The organism is Umezawaea endophytica (assembly GCF_025061645.1).
GTDB lineage: Bacteria > Actinomycetota > Actinomycetes > Mycobacteriales > Pseudonocardiaceae > Umezawaea > Umezawaea endophytica.
This window is the reverse complement of sequence record NZ_JANYMP010000005.1, coordinates 25,250-41,583: the sequence shown is the minus strand read 5'-3', so window position 1 is coordinate 41,583 and position 16,334 is coordinate 25,250. Positions and strand designations below refer to the sequence as shown.

General features: G+C 70.6%; 13 protein-coding genes. 6 read left to right on the top strand and 7 right to left on the bottom strand.

Annotation, left to right across the window (positions count from 1 at the left end):
• The first annotated feature begins 58 nt into the window (after positions 1-58).
• The 3 genes from NZH93_RS12480 to NZH93_RS12470 are packed head-to-tail and all read left to right on the top strand — an operon-like array spanning position 59 to position 2,291.
• Entirely contained in the window at positions 59-454 is a 396-nt protein-coding gene (locus NZH93_RS12480; RefSeq protein ID WP_259623189.1) for a GntR family transcriptional regulator, read from the top strand.
• Positions 451-1,341, top strand: coding sequence for an ABC transporter ATP-binding protein (locus NZH93_RS12475; protein WP_259623188.1), 891 nt, complete (start codon positions 451-453; stop codon positions 1,339-1,341). Before NZH93_RS12480 ends, NZH93_RS12475 begins: the two co-directional genes overlap by 4 nt.
• Complete coding sequence (locus tag NZH93_RS12470; RefSeq protein WP_259623187.1) at positions 1,329-2,291, top strand: ABC-2 membrane transporter-related protein; 963 nt, start codon at positions 1,329-1,331, stop codon at positions 2,289-2,291. Before NZH93_RS12475 ends, NZH93_RS12470 begins: the two co-directional genes overlap by 13 nt.
• Before the next feature lie 19 nt (positions 2,292-2,310).
• On the opposite strand, the gene NZH93_RS12465 is transcribed toward NZH93_RS12470, so the two are convergent.
• The 4 genes from NZH93_RS12465 to NZH93_RS12450 form a co-directional block, all read right to left on the bottom strand.
• The gene (locus tag NZH93_RS12465; RefSeq protein ID WP_259623186.1) at positions 2,311-3,186 is read right to left on the bottom strand and encodes a DUF8832 domain-containing protein; all 876 of its coding nucleotides are present in this window, start codon (positions 3,184-3,186) and stop codon (positions 2,311-2,313) included.
• A 66-nt stretch (positions 3,187-3,252) separates the two neighbouring features.
• The gene (locus NZH93_RS12460) at positions 3,253-4,905 is read right to left on the bottom strand and encodes a choice-of-anchor B family protein (RefSeq protein WP_259623185.1); all 1,653 of its coding nucleotides are present in this window, start codon (positions 4,903-4,905) and stop codon (positions 3,253-3,255) included.
• A 136-nt stretch (positions 4,906-5,041) separates the two neighbouring features.
• Positions 5,042-5,377, bottom strand: coding sequence for a hypothetical protein (locus tag NZH93_RS12455; RefSeq protein ID WP_259623184.1), 336 nt, complete (start codon positions 5,375-5,377; stop codon positions 5,042-5,044).
• Positions 5,378-5,531: 154 nt separating this feature from the next.
• Positions 5,532-7,331 (bottom strand): Hsp70 family protein, encoded by a 1,800-nt coding sequence (locus tag NZH93_RS12450; protein ID WP_259623183.1) that lies wholly within the window; start codon positions 7,329-7,331, stop codon positions 5,532-5,534.
• A gap of 284 nt (positions 7,332-7,615) precedes the next feature.
• On the opposite strand from NZH93_RS12450, the gene NZH93_RS12445 reads away from it, so the two are divergent.
• The 3 genes from NZH93_RS12445 to NZH93_RS12435 all read left to right on the top strand — a co-directional run bounded on the left by NZH93_RS12445 (position 7,616) and on the right by NZH93_RS12435 (position 12,116).
• The gene (locus NZH93_RS12445) at positions 7,616-8,752 is read left to right on the top strand and encodes an IniB N-terminal domain-containing protein (RefSeq protein WP_259623182.1); all 1,137 of its coding nucleotides are present in this window, start codon (positions 7,616-7,618) and stop codon (positions 8,750-8,752) included.
• Positions 8,753-8,865: 113 nt separating this feature from the next.
• Positions 8,866-10,665 carry a dynamin family protein gene (locus NZH93_RS12440; protein WP_259623181.1) on the top strand — a complete coding sequence of 600 codons (1,800 nt, stop codon included), beginning with the start codon at positions 8,866-8,868 and terminating at the stop codon, positions 10,663-10,665.
• Positions 10,662-12,116, top strand: coding sequence for a dynamin family protein (locus tag NZH93_RS12435; RefSeq protein WP_259623180.1), 1,455 nt, complete (start codon positions 10,662-10,664; stop codon positions 12,114-12,116). The genes NZH93_RS12440 and NZH93_RS12435 overlap by 4 nt, the downstream gene beginning before the upstream one ends.
• On the opposite strand, the gene NZH93_RS12430 is transcribed toward NZH93_RS12435, so the two are convergent.
• The 3 genes from NZH93_RS12430 to NZH93_RS12420 form a co-directional block, all read right to left on the bottom strand.
• Positions 12,113-14,557 (bottom strand): LuxR C-terminal-related transcriptional regulator, encoded by a 2,445-nt coding sequence (locus NZH93_RS12430; RefSeq protein WP_259623179.1) that lies wholly within the window; start codon positions 14,555-14,557, stop codon positions 12,113-12,115. The two genes, NZH93_RS12435 and NZH93_RS12430, sit on opposite strands and share 4 nt — an antisense overlap.
• A gap of 398 nt (positions 14,558-14,955) precedes the next feature.
• Positions 14,956-15,414, bottom strand: coding sequence for a MarR family winged helix-turn-helix transcriptional regulator (locus NZH93_RS12425; RefSeq protein WP_259623178.1), 459 nt, complete (start codon positions 15,412-15,414; stop codon positions 14,956-14,958).
• Between the two features lie 183 nt (positions 15,415-15,597).
• Entirely contained in the window at positions 15,598-16,308 is a 711-nt protein-coding gene (locus NZH93_RS12420; protein ID WP_259623177.1) for a DJ-1/PfpI family protein, read from the bottom strand.
• Positions 16,309-16,334 lie beyond the last annotated feature (26 nt).

Below are 16,334 nucleotides of genomic sequence, written 5' to 3'. Positions count from 1 at the left end.
GCGTGATGACCCCTTTGCTGCTTTACTATGGAACTAGTAAAGCAGCAAAGGGGCTTCCGTGTTCGTCTTTCGGCTCGACACCCACTCCGGCGTTCCGCCGTACCTGCAACTGGTCCAGCAGGTCCGCCAGGCGGTGCTGCTGGGCTTCCTCCAACCCGGTGACCGCCTCCCGCTCATCCGCGAGGTGGTCGAGGACCTGGCGATCAACCCGAACACCGTCGCCAAGGCCTACCGGCAGATGGAGCAGGAGAACCTGGTCACCGGCAGACCAGGTCAGGGCACGTTCGTCGATGAACAGCAGTCGCCCGCGCTGTCGGCGTCGACGTACACGTCGCTGGGTCGCGGGCTGGCGGTCTGGTTGCGTCGCGCCTACGCGGCCGGTCTCGACGAGCAGGCGGTCGCGGCACTCTTCGCCTCCGTCCACCAGCAGACGAGGAAGGAGGACGTGGCGTGACGGCGACGGAGTTCGCGTTGCGCACCGACGGGGTGGGCAAGCGGTATCGGAAGGGTTGGGCGCTGCGCGACTGCACGCTGGACCTGCCCGCGGGTGGTGTGATCGCGCTGGTCGGGCCGAACGGGGCGGGCAAGACCACGTTGCTGCGCCTGGTCGTCGGGTTGCTGGCGCCGTCCGCCGGCAGCGTGGAGGTACTCGGCCACGACGTCACCGCAGGCACCCCGCACACCCTGTCCAGGGTCGGGTTCCTGGCCCAGGAGCACCCGCTGTACAAGCGTTTCACCGTCGCCGAGATGCTGCGCTTCGGTCGGGCGTGCAACCTGCGGTTCGACCAGGGGCTGGCCGAGCGTCGGTTGGCGACGTTGGGCATCCCGCTCGACCGCAGGGCGGGCACGCTCTCCGGTGGGCAGCAGGCCCAGGTCGCGTTGGCGCTGGCCCTGGCGAAGCGTCCGGACCTCCTGGTCCTCGACGAACCGGTGGCCAGCCTCGACCCGCTGGCCCGGCACGAGTTCCTGCAAGTGCTGATGGGGGCGGTGGCCGAGGGCGGGGTGACCGTCCTGTTCTCCTCCCACGTCGTGCACGAGTTGGAGCGCGTCTGCGACCACCTGGTCGTGCTCGACCACGGCCGGGTCACGCTGACCGGTGACATCGACACCCTGCTGGCCGAGCACCGGCTGCTGGTCGGCCCGCGCACGGCCACCGATCTCGACCGGGCAGGCGCCGTCGTGCAGGCCGTCCACAGCGACCGGCACACGACCCTGCTGGTCCGCGACGGGGCGATCCCGACCGCGCCGGGGTGGCAGGCCCGGCCGGTGGCGCTGGAGGAACTGGTGCTGGCCTACCTGCGCCGACCGAGCGCCTCGGGGGTGGCGGCATGGCGTGGTTGATCTGGCGCCAGCACCGGGCCGAGGTCTGCGTGCTGGCGGTGCTCGTCGGCGTGTTCGGCCTCGCCCTGCTCGTGCTGGGGACGCAGGCCCACGACCTGTTCCCCGGCGGTCCGGCCCGGTGCGCGGGACAGGCCGGTGTCGACGAGGCCTGCGCGGCCTCCTTCCGCGGGCTCGACGAGCGGTACGGGTACGTCGAGAACCTGCTGGCGGCCTTCTACCTGGTCCCTGTCGTCATCGGCGCGTTCCTCGGGGCGCCGCTGCTCGCACGTGAACTGGAGGACGGCACCTGGCAGCTCGCCTGGACGCAGGCCGTGCCGCGGACGCGCTGGCTGGCGGCCAAGCTCGCGGCGCTGGCCGGTGTCACCGTCGCGCTCACCGGGATGTTCACCGCGGTGCTCACCTGGTTCCGCGAGCCGTTCGACGCGGGGGAAGGGCGGTTCCAGTACGACGCCTTCGACCTGGAGGGCCTCGTCCCGGTGGCGTACGCGCTGTTCGCGTTCGGCGTCGCCACCGCCGCGGGGGCGATCCTGAGGCGGAGCCTGCCCGCGTTCGGCGTCGCGTTCGGGGCGTTCCTGGCCGCCCGGATGACGGTGGCGCTGCTGGCCCGTCCCGCGTACGCCACGCCGCTCACCAGCGTGGAGCCGGTGCCCGTCGGCGGCTCGAAGGACCGCGCGGGGCATGTCGCCGACTGGATGATCGAGCGCGGCTACGCCGACGCCACCGGGCGCAGGCTGAGCGCGACCGAGTTTGCCGAACTGGAGGGCGCCGCCGACCGGGCGGGCACCAACCTCAACCAGTTCCTGCACGCGCGGGGCGTCCAGCAGTTCGGGGTCTACCACCCGGCCGACCGGTTCTGGCCGTTCCAGCTCATCGAGACCGCCCTGTTCCTCACCGTCGCGGCGGTCCTGATCGGTGTGGTGGTGTGGCGGGTACGACGCCGCGTGATCTAACGCCCTGACCACGAACCGATCAGCTCACGGCCACGGTGAACGACGCGGTGTGCACGGCCCCGCCGTGGGAGAACTCGAGGAACAGGCGGTACTCGCCGCGGTCGGCGAACACCGCCTGGAAGGTCAGTTCGCCGTTGACCAGCAGGGCGCCCTGCGGTTCGAGCGGATGCAGGTGGGTGGCCGACAGGAGCATCGTGTGGAAGCCCGTCATGTGGCCGTTGGCGCCGAGGTGGGGTTCCAGCCTGCTGACCGGTGTGCCGTCAGGGGTGCGGAGGGCGAACCGGAGCGTCTGCGGCGTCATCACGGCGGGGTGGACGGGTTCGTCCACGCGCACCACGGTGAAACCCGTGGCGGTCACGGAGTGCGCCGCAGGCGGGGGGACCGGCACCAGCGTGGTGTCCCCAGGCACGCTGAACGGGACGCCGAGCACCACGGGGTGGCGGGGGTCCTTGGTGTCCACCGGGACGAACTCCGCGAACATCCGGTACGCGCCGCCGTCGGTCAACGCGAGCGCGGTGCGCCAGGTGTCGCCGACCAGGGTCGGGTGCACGTGGTGGAAGACGTGCATGTCGTCCCGGATCGCGAAGAAGTGCACCTGCTTGGTCTGGTTGTCGAGGAACCGGGTCACCGGTTTCCCGTCACCGTCGAGGATCCGGAACTCGACCGGCACGGCCGGGCCGCGGGTGGCGGGTGTGGTGATCTGCTCGAACCGGTACCCGCTCTCCGAGTCCGACAACCCGTCGCTGTGCGCGGCGGGCACCAGGTCCGCGGACGCCATGACCTGGTGCGCCGAGTGCGCCGGGCCACTCGGCTGGACCAGCACCAGTCCGGCTGCCACGAGGACCACCACGAACACCGCGATGAACAACCAGTCGGTCAACCGCGGCGCGCGCATCGACCACTCCTCACTGGGGGGCGCGTCGGTGGGTGGCGACGAGGCCGCCGCCACCCACCGCGAGTCTCAGAACTGGAGGTTCCAGGAGTCGATGAACCCGGTGTCGGCCCTGGCGACGTCCTGCGCCCTCAACTTCCACACACCCGCGGCGACCTCCGCCGAGGCGTTCACGGTGTAGGTGGCTCGCACGTCGTCACCCGAATCCGAGCTGGACCCCTTGAGCCGGAACGAAGTCCCGTCCGGGGCGACCAGGTCGAGCACCAGGTCGCCGCGGTAGCTGTGCTTGATGTCGACCGTCACGGCCAGGGTCGCGGGCGCGTTGCCCGCCACTCCGGAGACGGTCACCGAGGAGGTGACCGCCGCGCCCGCGTCCGGGATCGCGACGTCGTCGGTGTTCTCGAACTTCCCGCCGGGCGGCGGTGGTTCGACGGCGTCGAGGTCCGGCTTCACGACGACCAGTCCCTGCTCGATCCCGTTGACGAGCACGATGCCGCTGGCGAAGTACGGGTAGTTGCTCCACGCCCCGTTGAAGTTCGCCGAGTCACCCGCGGGGTAGATGTCGAAGTACCCCACCTCGGTCAGCTTCGCCGACGCGACCCCGCTGATGTCCAGCACGCGCAGACCGGCCTGGTAGTTGGCCTGGTAGGAGTGGTGGCCCTTGATGTACTGGTTGTGGTCGATCGCGGTGGCGGGCGAGTTGTAGACGCCGGTGTGCACGGGGTCGGCCAGGCTCGCCAGGTCCCACAGGTAGGTCTTGGTGCGCTTGTCGGTGCCGCGCGACTCGTCCAGTTCGTCGTCGAGCAGGAAGTACCGCTGGTCCTCCGTCAGCCAGCCCTGGTGGGAGTACTGCGCGCCGGAGTAGCCCTTGCGGGCGATCTGCACGGGAGCGGCCTTGTCGGTCACGTCGACGACGGTCAGCGTGTCCTCGTTGGAGTTGAAGCAGATCTCCTTGCCGCGGTGCGCGGTGTCGGGGCCGCGGTAGAGGACGCACTGCGTGTCGTGGGTGTAGCCGTCCTGCGACACGCACCCCGCCTTCACCGGGGACTTCGGGTTCCGGATGTCGACGATGTGCGGTCCGCCGCTACAGGTGTTGGACCCGACCGCGTAGGCGAAGCCGGTCTCCTCGTTGATGGCGATGTTGTGCGCCGGACCGAACTCCTTGTACAGGGCGTCGGTCGTGAACGTCTGCGGTGTCGTGATCGTGCGCAGGCGGGTCAGGTCGAACACCTGCATCCCGTGCCCGCTGATCATGTCCGCGACGATGAACGCGTGGTCCCGGTAGACCTTCATGTCCCGCCACGAACTGCTGCCGCCGTTGGACGGCAGGTTGCCGAGGTACCTCGGCGAGGTCGGGGTGCTCACGTCGACGAACGCGGTGCCGTTGGTGCGGCCGACGATCGCGTACTCCTTGCCGGAGGACGGATCCGTCCAGCCCCAGATGTCGTTGCCGTTGCCGCCGCCGATGCCGGACAGTGGCAGCACGCTGAGCAGGTCGACGTTCTTGCACGGGTAGATGTCGGCCTTGCCGTTGACGCACGGCACTCCCGCCGCGGTGCCGACCACGGCGTGCCGCTCGGCCGGGAGGTGGTCGGCCAGGAACGTCCGGGCGGCCGCCTGCCCCTCGGCGGTGTCGGGGTCGTGCGCGGACGCGGTCGTCATGGACAACGCGACCGCGGAAGCGGTCAGCAAGGCCAACCCCGCTGCACGCAGGATCTTCATGGTGTTGTGCTCCTCGCCGGAAATCCCGGACCGCCGAAACGGACCGGGAGCAGGGTTTTCCGATCAGGCTCCAACACTAGGAGCGCCGGTCGGCGGGCGTAACCGCCGATCGTCTGCTCATCCCACGCGGGTGAACTCAGTTCCCGAACCAGGCTAGGCACCACCGGCCGTTCTCCCTGGCCAAACCCATCTCGGTCGGCTCGGTCGAATCGGCGTACGTCACGGAGACCTCGGCGACCGCGTTGTCGGCGCCGTCCGGGCGGACGGCGCCCAGTTCGGCGCCGACCAACGGCGAAGGGGCGACCTGGTCGAGGGGGTTCGACGCGCCGGAACACAGGAGTGCGGTGAGCGCCTTCGTGTCCTTGTCGGCGAACGCGGTGACGGCCGCCTTCGCGGCACCATCCGCCGTGCTGGTGTCCGGTCCGCTCGTGAGCACGATGACGAGGACCACGACGGCGGCGACCACGGTCACGGCGACGCCCGAGAGGAGCCACGATTTCTTCTCGCCGATGATCGTCCCAGCCCACCGGCCAGTGCCGGTGGGCCGAACGGCGCATTCACCTCGCCCGAACGTGGAGTCCACATCGGACGGACAGCGCGACGTGCCGAGGAGAGGGGATCAGGACTCACGGCGTCGGTGGCGGGTCCTGCGTGGTGGGCGGTGGATCCTCGGTCGTGGGGAGTGGGTCCTGAGTGGCGGGTGGCGGGTCCTCGGTCGTGGGCGGGGGATTCTGCACGGTGGGCGCGGGATCCTGGGTGATGGGCGGGGGATCCTGGGTGACGGGTGGTGGGTCATCCGTGGTGGGTGGCGGATTCGCGGTTTGCGGTGCTGGGTTCTGGGTCGTCGGCGGAGGGGCCTGGGTCGTCGGGGGCAATTGCCGCGACAACGGTTTGGCCGCCGACGTCGACGTGCTGGTCGAGCGGGACGATGCGGCTGAGGTGCCGGTGGTCGGCAGGCTCGCGTCGGGGGTGTTCGGTTCGGGCTTGGCCTTGCGGGTGGTCGTCTGCGTCGTCGGACTGGGCTGTGCGAACTGCCGAACAGCGGGTGACTTCTGCTCGGCGACCGGTACCTCGGCGGGAAGCACCGGTGCCGGTTGCTCCGCGGCCACCTCCGTGGTGGGCGCCAGGGCCGAACTGGTCGACGCGACGTCGCTCACGGTGTGGATGCCCATCGCGACGACCCCGCTCACGGCGAGCACCGCCGCTCCCACCAGGACCCGTGGCCTCAGCACACGCCTGCGCGTCGTGGACGGCGGCGACACCACCAACGGGATGTCCGCGACTTCCGGTCGTGCCGGTGGACTGCTCGGCTCGGCGGGAGGCTGTGGGGCGGGGGCCACGATTTGCGCGACGGGGACGACGGCCCTGGCCGCGCCCTGCGCGACGGTGCTCTTCGGGTCGCTGTCCACGGCGACGGCGCGACCGAGCCGCTGCGACAGTAGCTGGCTGACCAGTGGTATCCGCGACGAGCCGCCGACCAGCAGCACGGCGTCGAGCTCGGACTCCGCCACGCCCGCCGAACGGATGGCGGCGCGCAGCAGTTCGACGGTCTCGTCCAGCGCGGGCCGGATCATCGCCTCGAGCTCGCCGCGCACCATTCGCGCCTGGGTGTGCCCGCTGGGCAGCAGGACCGGAATGGTGACCTCGGTGTCCGTGGAGAGGGCTTCCTTGGCCTCGGTGCACTCACGGCGGAGCCGTGCCGCCGCGGACATCGCCACCGGGTCGTCCGGCGCCAGGTCGTCGAGTCCTCTGGCGACGGTCGCGCGCAGGTGTTCGAAGACGGCCTCGTCGAAGTCGACGCCGCCGAGCCGGTCGACGCCGGTGGGCTCGCCGAGCAGCTCGAACCGGGTGTCGTCGACCTTGCGGACCACCGCCGCGTCGAACGTGCCGCCGCCGAGGTCGTACACGGCGATGACGCTGCCCGGCTCGACCCGCTCGGCGCCGCTGTAGTCGAACGCCGCCGCCTCCGGCTCGCTGAGCAGTCTCGCGCCACCGAGTCCTACCTCGGACAGCGCGTCGACCAGCAGGCTCTTCTTGTGCTCGCCCCACCCGGCCGGGTGGGTGATGGCGACCTGCTCGGGCGCACCGCCTTCGCGCTCGATCGCCCGGTCGACCACCCAGCGGGCCAGCCGGGCGGCCAGTTCGTGGGCGGTGTGCGGCTCGCCCGCGAGCAGCAGCGGAGTCCGGTCGCCGATGCGGCGCTTGAACTCCCTCGCCACGCCGTCCGGAGCGGCCAGCGCGCGGCGCTCGGCCGCGTCACCGAACAGCACCGCCGCGTCCGGGCCGAAGAACACCACCGAGCTCACCGCGGCGGATCTCGAGCCGAGCGGCAGGACCTCCACCTTCCCCCAGTCGCCTGCCTCCCGGTGGCAGATCGCGGCCGCCGTGAACGTCGTTCCGAGGTCGACACCCAGCACGTAGGACATCCGCTCGTCCCTCCACCCAGACCAACGACAGTGACGGACGGTCACCTGGGGCACGCTGCCGCACCCGGTCGTTCCGGCTCGTCCATCTGGAGTATCGCAGCCGGTCCCGTCATCATTAGCCCAGGTGAGCCCCCAACTTTTGGGAGGCCTCCGCAGCCCGGATCCCCTAACGGGGCGTTCAAATCCCCCATCGATCAGCTTGGAGAACCGGGGGGACACACCGATGGCGCACCGGGATTCGCTACGTAGCGTGATGTCAGCTTCCCCGAGGAAAGGTGCGACCGATGCCCAACATGAGCCTTCTCCAGTTCATCCTCCAGTTGCTCGGCGACGAGGGTGCCCGTGCCGAATTCACCGCGAGCCCCCACCAGGTGCTGCGCGAGAACGGTTTCGACGACCTGTGCGCCGACGACGTGCGGGACGCGCGGCCGCTGATCGTGGACAACGTGCAGACGGCGCAGAGCAACTCCTTCGACCGCGAGCTCAACGGCGGGGGCAACACCACCCAGGTGCACCACACGCCTCCGCCACCTCCGGAGGGCGGCCACGGCGGCCACGGGGGTCACGGCGGCCACGGGGGTGACGGCGGGATGGACGGGGCCATCCAGGAGATCCACTACATCACCCAGACCTACTCGTGGAGCGACAGCCACAACACGGTGCTGGACAACTCCGTGAACCAGAACATCTGGGCGGACGGCGACGTGGTGCAGTGGTTCGACAACGACCCGGTGATCGCCTCGGGTGACGGTGCCGTCGCCGCGGGCGACGACATCAACGGCACCGTGACCACCGGCGACCGCAACGTCGTGGGCGACGACAACGAGGTGAACCACGTCGGTTCGGCCTCCGCGGCCACCGGCGGCGCCGTGTCGATCGGTGGGGGGAACGCCTCGGGCGAGTACGAGGCCAACGACTACTCCACCGATGTGGAGGCCTACGGCTCCGGCAACGTCGCGGTCGCCACCAACGGCAGCGACACCGTCCAGAACGACTCCCACGACTGGCAGAACGAGGACTCGCACGACACCGACAACAGCGTCGACGTCGACGACTCGTACAACACCGACACCGAGACGAACACCGACAACAGCGACAACAGCGACAACAGCGTCGACATCGACGACTCGTTCAACACCGAGACCGAGACCGACAACAGCGTCGACGACTCCTTCAATACCGAGACCGACAACAGCGTCGACGTGGACGACTCCTTCAACACCGAGACCGACACGGACATCGACACGGACGTCGAGACGAACACGGACAACAGCGTCGACATCGACGACTCGTTCAACTTCGAGCCGGAGACGGACATCGACAACAGCGTCGACGTCGACGACTCGTTCAACACCGAGACCGACACCGACATCCTGTCCAACAACGACGTCGAGGTCGAGGACGCCATCGTCGTCGGCTGAACCACCGGTTCGAGTGGCGGGATGTCCCCGGATGTCCTTCCCTTGGCCACAGCGGTTGGACCGCGTCACCCCCTGGGTGACGCGGTCGCCGCGTGTCCCGGAGAGGAGCGGCGGTGAGCGGACGGACACCGGTCGAGGTGGTCGACCTCGCGTTGAAGGCGGCGAACGCCTACGGCCGTGACGACCTGGCCGGTCGGCTGGCGCAGACCAGGCAGCGGCTGCTGGACCCGACCGTGCGCGTGCTCGTCGTGGGGGAGTTCAAGCAGGGCAAGAGCCACCTGGTCAACGCGCTCGTCAACGCCCCGGTGTGCCCGGTGGACGACGACGTGGCCACCGCGGTGCCCACGGTCGTGCGCTACGCGGAGTCCCCGAACGTGGTCCTGGTCGGCGAGACGGCGGTGCGCACCGAGGTGCCCGTCGAGCAGCTCGCCGACCACGTGTCCGAGGCGGGCAACCCCGGCAACCGGCGCGGGCTGCGGCACGCGGAGGTCGGCATCCCGCGTTCGGTGCTCGCCGGAGGTCTGTGCCTGGTGGACACCCCCGGCGTGGGTGGGCTGGGATCGGTGCACGGCGCGACGACGATGACCGCGCTGCCGTCCGCGGACGCCGTGCTCATGGTCTCCGACGCGGCGCAGGAGTACACGGCCACCGAACTGGAGTTCCTGCGGCAGGCGGCACGGGTGTGCCCGACCGTCGTGTGCGTCCTCACGAAGATCGACCTGTACCCGGACTGGCGGCGGATCGCCGAGCGCGACCGCGCGCACCTGGCCGCCGCCGACCTGTCCGCTGACCTGCTGCCGGTGTCCTCGGTGCTGCGCCTGCACGCCGTGCGCGAGGGCGACCAGGCGCTCAACCACGAGTCCGGCTTCCCCCTGCTGCTCAACCACCTGCGCGACCGCATCGTCGGGCGAGCCGCGGAACTGGCCACCCGGTCCGTCGTGCACGACGTGCGCGGGGCGGCCGTGCAGCTCACCACCGCGATGGGGGCCGAGCTGACGGCCCTGCGGGACCCGGACCGCGCCGAGGACCTTCTGTCGGGGCTGCGCGAGGCCAAGCGGCGGGCGGACGCCCTGCGGGAGCGCTCGGCGCGGTGGCAGCAGACCCTCAACGACGGTGTCGGCGACCTGATCTCGGACGTCGAGTACGACCTGCGCGACCGGATGCGCAAGATCACGCGGGACGCCGAAGCCGAGCTGGACGGGATCGATCCGGCGCTGGTGGAGGAGCAGTTCGTCGGCTGGGTCCTGCAACGGGTGGCCGCCGCCGCGTCGGCCAACTTCGTGTGGACCAACCAGCGCGCCCGGTGGCTGGCCGGACAGGTCGGCGACCACTTCGCCGACGACGGTGGCGGGGTGCTGCCGGACCTGCACACCCACGACCCGGAGGCCCCCCTCAGCCAGGCGATCCCGCTCGAGTTCGGCCGTCCGGAGGCGTTCGGGTTCGGGCAGAAGCTGATCGTGGGCCTGCGCGGCGGCTACGGCGGCACGCTCATGATCGGCATGCTGAGCACGATCGGAGGGCTCGCCCTGCTCAACCCGCTCTCGGTGGCCGCGGGTGTGCTGCTGGGCCGCAAGGTCGTCAAGGACGAGCGCAAGCGCATGCTGGAACGCAGGCGGTCGGAGGCCAAGCTCGCCGTGCGGCGCTTCGTCGACGACGTGGTGTTCCAACTCGGCAAGGAGTCGAGGGACGTGCTGCGCGAACTCCAGCGCGACCTGCGGGACCACTTCACCGGCCGCGCCGCGGAACTGTCCCGATCGCTCAGCGAGTCGATGAAGTCCGCGCAGCGCGCGGTCGACTCCGACCGCGGTGAGCGGGACAAGCGCATCCGGGACGTGCGGGCCGAACTGGACCGCATCGCGCACCTCGCCACGGCCGCGGACGCGCTGGTCGACCGGGTCGGGACGGCGCGGTGAGCGGGAGGAACCACCTCGCCGGTGAGGTGCGCTCGTTGCTGCGCGACGCGATCGAGGTCTACCGGGACGACGTCGAGACCGCCGAGCTGTTGCGCAGGCAGCTCGACCGCATGGACGAGCCGCTGCGGGTGGCCATCGCGGGCAAGGTCAAGGCGGGCAAGTCCACGCTGCTCAACGCGTTGGTGGGGGAGGAGATCGCGCCGACCGACGCGGGCGAGTGCACCCGCGTGGTCATCTGGTACCGGCACGGCCACAGCCCGAGGGTGACCCTGCACCCCCGCGACGGGTCGGCCCGGCAACTGCCGGTGAACCGCGTGGACGGCGCACTGCGCGTCGACCTCGACGGCATCGAGCCGGACGCCGTCGAACGCCTGTCGGTGGACTGGCCGACGCAGGGGCTGCGGGACACCACGTTGATCGACACCCCCGGCATCGCCTCGATCTCGGGCGACGTCTCCGCGGCGGCCACCCGGTTCCTGGCCCCGGAGGACGAGCCGAGCGACGCGGACGCGGTGATCTACCTGATGCGCCACCTGCACAGCGCCGACCTGGGGCTGCTGGAGTCGTTCCACGACCGCGGCGTGGCCAGGGCGACTCCCGTCAACACCATCGCCGTGCTCTCCCGCGCGGACGAGGTGGGCGTCGGCCGGATCGATGCCCTGATGTCCGCACGGCGGATCGCCCAGCGCTACCGCTCGGATCCGCGGCTGCGCAAGCTGTGCCAGACCGTGGTGCCGGTCGCCGGGCTGATCGCGCAGACCGCACGCACGCTTCGGCAGGACGAGTTCGCCGCGCTCGCCGAACTCGCCGCGGCGCCGCGTGACGAGGTCGAGGCGGCGATGCTGTCGGTGGACAGGTTCACCCGTGCCGGGCCGGACCACGCGCGGCTGCTCGCGAGGTTCGGGCTCTTCGGGATCCGCCTCGCCGTCGTGCTCATCCGGCAGGGCTTCGACGACCCCGCGCGCCTGGCCGCCGAACTGGTGCGCCGCAGCGGTCTGGACGAGTTGCGCGAGACGCTGTCCGTCCTGTTCGCCGAGCGGCGCGACCTGCTCAAGGCTCGTTCGGCGTTGCTGGCACTGGACACCGTGCTGCGGGAGCGCCCGAACCCGGAGGCGGCGGCGCTGTCGACCGCCGTCGAACGCGTGCTGGCCGACGCGCACGAGTTCGCCGAACTCCGCGCGATCGGTGTGGTGCGTTCGGGGACGGTGGCCATGCCCGCCGACGCGAAGGCGGAGGCCGAACGGCTGCTCGGCGGGGCGGGGAGCACCGCGTGGTCCCGGCTCGCCCTACGACCGGACGCGACGCGGGAGGAGCAGCGCGAGGCCGTGGCGCTGGTGCTGGCGCGGTGGCAGCGCTGGGCGGAGAGCCCCATGTCCAGCCGCGCTTTCGTCGAACTGGCGCGGATCGTGGTGCGCAGTTGCGAAGGTGTGGTGAGCAGGCTCGGTGACTAGGCCGAGTCCCGTGCGGCGAGCTGAAGCCTGAGCTGCGCCAGCAGATCGGCGCGATTGCCCGCGCCGATGCGCCGCCTGATGCGGGCGATGTGGTGCTCCACGGTCTTGGCCGAGATGAACAGCCGTTCGCCGATCTGCCGGTGGGTCAGGCCCGCCACGACGAGTTCGGCCACCTCGAGTTCGCGGTCGCTGAGATCGGGACCGGGCCGGTCGCTCTGCGGGCAGGTGGGCGAGGCGGCGTCCCTGTGGTCCCTGTTGTCCCTGTGGTCCCGCAACGAGCGCGCGCACGTGAGCAACGTGCTCATCGCGCGGCGATCCGGAGTGCGGATGGCCGCCTGGCCCGCGAGTTGGGCGGCGTCCCACGTCAGGCCCGCCTCCTGCATCGAACGCGCGGCCCTCTGCACCGCGAGCACGTCCACGTCGCCCGCGAGGACCCGCAGCCAGCAGTGGACCGCCTCGGCCAGGGTGGCGGCGAGCGGGGTGCCGTCGGCCATGGCCTTGATGAGCGACGCGTGGTGCAACGCCTTGGCCGGTGCCCCCGCCGCGATGGCCGCCTGCGCGGCGTACCAGTGCAGCGGGGCGCTCCACAGCGGCGGTCGGCCGAGGTGCTCCAGCAGCGTCTCCGCCTCCGCCAGGTGGGGTGCCACCCAGGCTTCCTTGCGCAGGCGCGCAGCGACCACCGCGATCTCCCCGATCGGTTGCAGCACGTACAGGTCCACCGGGCACCGCATGATCGCGTCACGCGCGCGGGGCCACGCGCTCAGGAGGTCGGCGTTCTCCCCGAGCCGTCGAGCGACGCCGATCTCGATCGCCGCCGCGAACAGCTCGTCGCGCGGATCGGCGGCCGGGCGTCCCGCGGTGGCTTCCCGCAGCCCGGCACTCGCGCGCCCCAACTCGCCGCCCAGCATGTGCGCCCACGCCCGGAGGAGCCGGTAGCGGGTCAGGTCCACGGAACCGCGGGGGTTGTCGATCGCTCGGGTCAGCGCGTCCGTCGCGATGTCCAGTTCGCCCAGGTGCATCGCCACCAGCGCGGCCAGGGCGACAGGCGTGTCCGGAAGCAGCTCGGCACGCCCGCCGGGTTCGAGCAGCGCCTCGGCGCGGAGCAGTTCCGACAACGCGCACACCGGCGAGCCGACGACCGAGTCGACCACGCCGCGCGCCATCAGCGAACGCACCGCGCTGCCGACCGTCGGGTGGTCCTCGTCGGCCGTGTCGAGCACCTTCCTGGCCTGGTCGAGTCGACCGAGCCCGACCAGCAGCGGCACGGCGCTGGTGGACGGGACCGGCCACTGGTAGAGGGACGCGCTCGCGGCGGGCATCCCCCGGTGCGCCAACGCCGTGGCGGTGACGGCCGCGGCCAGCGCGTGCGCCTGCGCCTGCCCGTCCGGTCGTTCGAGGACTTCCTGGGCCAGCCTCAACGCCGTGTCGAGGTCGCCGGACAACGCGGCGGCTTCGGCTCGCCGAGCGCCGAGGTCCGACGCGGACGCACCCGCGGCCACGGCCGCCGTGTACAGCTCGGCCGCCAACGCGGGCTCGCTGAGGTGCACCTCGTCCCCGGCGGCCTCCAACGCGGAGGCCGCCCGCACCCCGCGCGCACCGCACTCCAGCAGCGACCGCCCCACCGTCATCACGGACCCGCCTTGATCCATAGGCGCGAACGCCACCCGTTGCCTCAGCTCCAGCAGCTCCGCGGCCGGGATCTGGTCGAGAACGGCCTCCCTGGCCAGCTCGACCACGGTCCCGGCACCGGTGAGCAAGCCCGTGGCCCACGCCCCGTGGGCGGCCGCCGCGATCTCCTCCCCGTCGGTCCCGAGCACCGACGCCAAGGCGTCCACCGTCGCGCCGCACCCCAGGGCGACGGCGGCGAGCACCCGGTGCACCGCCGCGGGCGCCCTGTCGACCTCGCGCCGCACCTGTTCCAGCACGTCGACGGGAATCGGCCGACCGTCACGCAGTGTCATGGCGACCTGGACGACCAGTGACGGCATACCCCCCGTCTGCGCCCACACGCGGTCCACGAACTCCTCCGACGGGTCCGCGTCCACCAGGGCGGCGATCCGCTCCGCCACCGCGGCACGGGTGAGCGGCTCCAGCCGCACGAGGGGCTGGGTCCACGCGAAGGACCGCAGGGGCGACAGCGGCGGCCACGGGCGGTGCGCGACCACCAGCCTCGTACGACCGTCCTCAGCCAGCCGGGCCAGCCTGCTCAACTCGGCGTCCCCGAGCCTGTGCGCGTCGTCGACCAGCACAGCCCCGTCACCACCGGCCGCGTCGAAGATCGTCGACAGGATCGACAACAACGCGGTCTTGCCTGCCCCACCAGGCCCGGAAACATCGACCACCCGCACCGCCCGCGGATCGGCCGCGACCTCGTCGCACAGCCGCTGCGCGGCGGCACAGCCCGCAAGCGCGCCGTGCGCGGACTCGATGACCGATGTCAACCCGTGATGTTCCAATGGATCTCCCCGACGGCAGCGAACCGAATCCACTCACCCACGTATCGCGCCGGCGCGCCGCGGTGTTAGTAGTTGAGGGGCAACAAGATGTTTCACATCTTGCCCATCGGCTGCTCGACGAACGTCCACTGTGTATCCAGTCCCGTGACCCAAGTGGACATTCGTCCTGCACGGTCCACTTCGGATCTTTCGGCCTGATCAGTCAACCGATCGCTGTGTCCTCCGCCGCGAGCGACGATACTCAGGCCGCCGCACGAGGAAAGCAAATCCGGAGCGCTGATCGTGTGCGAGCAGAGTCCTACAACGTTGAGATGACGCAGAGCCCAAGTGCGGCCGGCCCGATCACGCCGTTCTCGCGAGCCCGGACCTGGCCCGGTGGGACACTAGCTGTTGCCGACAGGTGGCGAGTCGAGAGTGCCAAGCTTGTCCAACAGCTTCTTCAGCGTGTCCCATTCGGCCGCGGGCAGGTTCATGGCGATGCTGTCGTCCAACCGCGTGGCCGCCGCACTTGCCGATTGCAGCAGCTCTCGGCCCCTTGCGGTTACCTGGAGGCGTGCGGCATGGCCCTGGCCGGGGAGGATCCGTTGCACTGCGCCGAGTTCTTCGAGCGCCCGAACGGTGGCGTTCATGCTCTGGCTGGTGATGCGGGAGCGACGAGCGAGATCGCTGTAGGACATGTCTGGATGGCGTGAGAGGTGCCCCAGGGCTCCAAGGTGACGGAGGGTAATTCCAATCTTGGACAGCTCGACCTCGTACTGACGTTGCAAGATCCGGCCGATGCCGACGAGCCGCAATCCGACGGACTCGCCGGCGGGTGACGGCCCTGGGGCGCTGGTGGTCATTTGATGATTCTCGCATGCACGCTTGAAGTCAGACTGATAGATGAAGGTGCGGGTAACGCTTGGAGAACGGCAGTGCTGCACCCCGCGCCTTGAGCGGTACCCACTCGACAGGGCGGATCAGGCCGGTCCGCAACCTCGCTGAACTGTCAGAGACTCGATCTTGGCGCGGTTCTGGGCCAAGCATCACCCAACGGCGGAAGCCTCCAGCCTGTCGGCGGCCCGCCGCGCGCCCGCCGCGACCGCCTGTGTCCACTCGTGCGACCCGGCCAGCGTGCGTCGGGTGAGTTCCGGCCCGGCCAACGCGGGCGTACCCACGCCAAACAGCGGTTGCGGCGCGTACTCGGCGTTGAGCTCCGTCTGGCGAGCCACTTCGTCACCGAAGAAGACCTGGACCAGCCGCAAAGCGATCTCGATGCACCCGGTGGCCGGGCCTGCGGTGATCCGATTCCGGTCTTCCACCACGTTGGGCGTCTCGACCGTCTTCGCGCCGAACCAATCCAACTGGTCGTAGAAGTGGAAGTTGGTGGTGGCTCGGTACCCGCGGAGCAATCCGGCCGCGCCGAGCACCAGGCTGCCCTCGCACACCCCGGCGACCCAGCCGGCACGGGCACCCCGGTCGGCAAGGAACGCGAGTGTCTCCGAGTCGTCCAGAAGTTCCGTCGGCGTCGCCCCCACCAGCAGGACGTCCAAGTCGGCTGGACAGTCGGAAAACGTGGTGGTCGCGCGACCCGGAAATCCGCCGTAACCCAGGAATTCGTCCAAGTTCTTCCAGACGAGGTGAACGTTCACCCCAGGCATGCTTGCCATCACCGCGTGCGCCCCGATGACGTCGACCGGCGCGTAGTCCGGGCACACCAGCATGGCGACCTCGATCTGGCGCTGTTCGTCAACCATGAGCCTGTCCCTTCTCAAGCTGAAGT

Excerpts from the sequence above, each read along its gene's own strand:
- NZH93_RS12470 (WP_259623187.1), top strand. The coding sequence starts at position 1,329 with ATGGCGTGGTTGATCTGGCGCCAGCACCGGGCCGAGGTCTGCGTGCTG.
- NZH93_RS12420 (WP_259623177.1), bottom strand. The coding sequence starts at position 16,308 with ATGGTTGACGAACAGCGCCAGATCGAGGTCGCCATGCTGGTGTGCCCG.
- NZH93_RS12445 (WP_259623182.1), top strand. The coding sequence starts at position 7,616 with ATGCCCAACATGAGCCTTCTCCAGTTCATCCTCCAGTTGCTCGGCGAC.
- NZH93_RS12465 (WP_259623186.1), bottom strand. The coding sequence starts at position 3,186 with ATGCGCGCGCCGCGGTTGACCGACTGGTTGTTCATCGCGGTGTTCGTG.
- NZH93_RS12425 (WP_259623178.1), bottom strand. The coding sequence starts at position 15,414 with ATGACCACCAGCGCCCCAGGGCCGTCACCCGCCGGCGAGTCCGTCGGA.
- NZH93_RS12450 (WP_259623183.1), bottom strand. The coding sequence starts at position 7,331 with ATGTCCTACGTGCTGGGTGTCGACCTCGGAACGACGTTCACGGCGGCC.
- NZH93_RS12460 (WP_259623185.1), bottom strand. The coding sequence starts at position 4,905 with ATGAAGATCCTGCGTGCAGCGGGGTTGGCCTTGCTGACCGCTTCCGCG.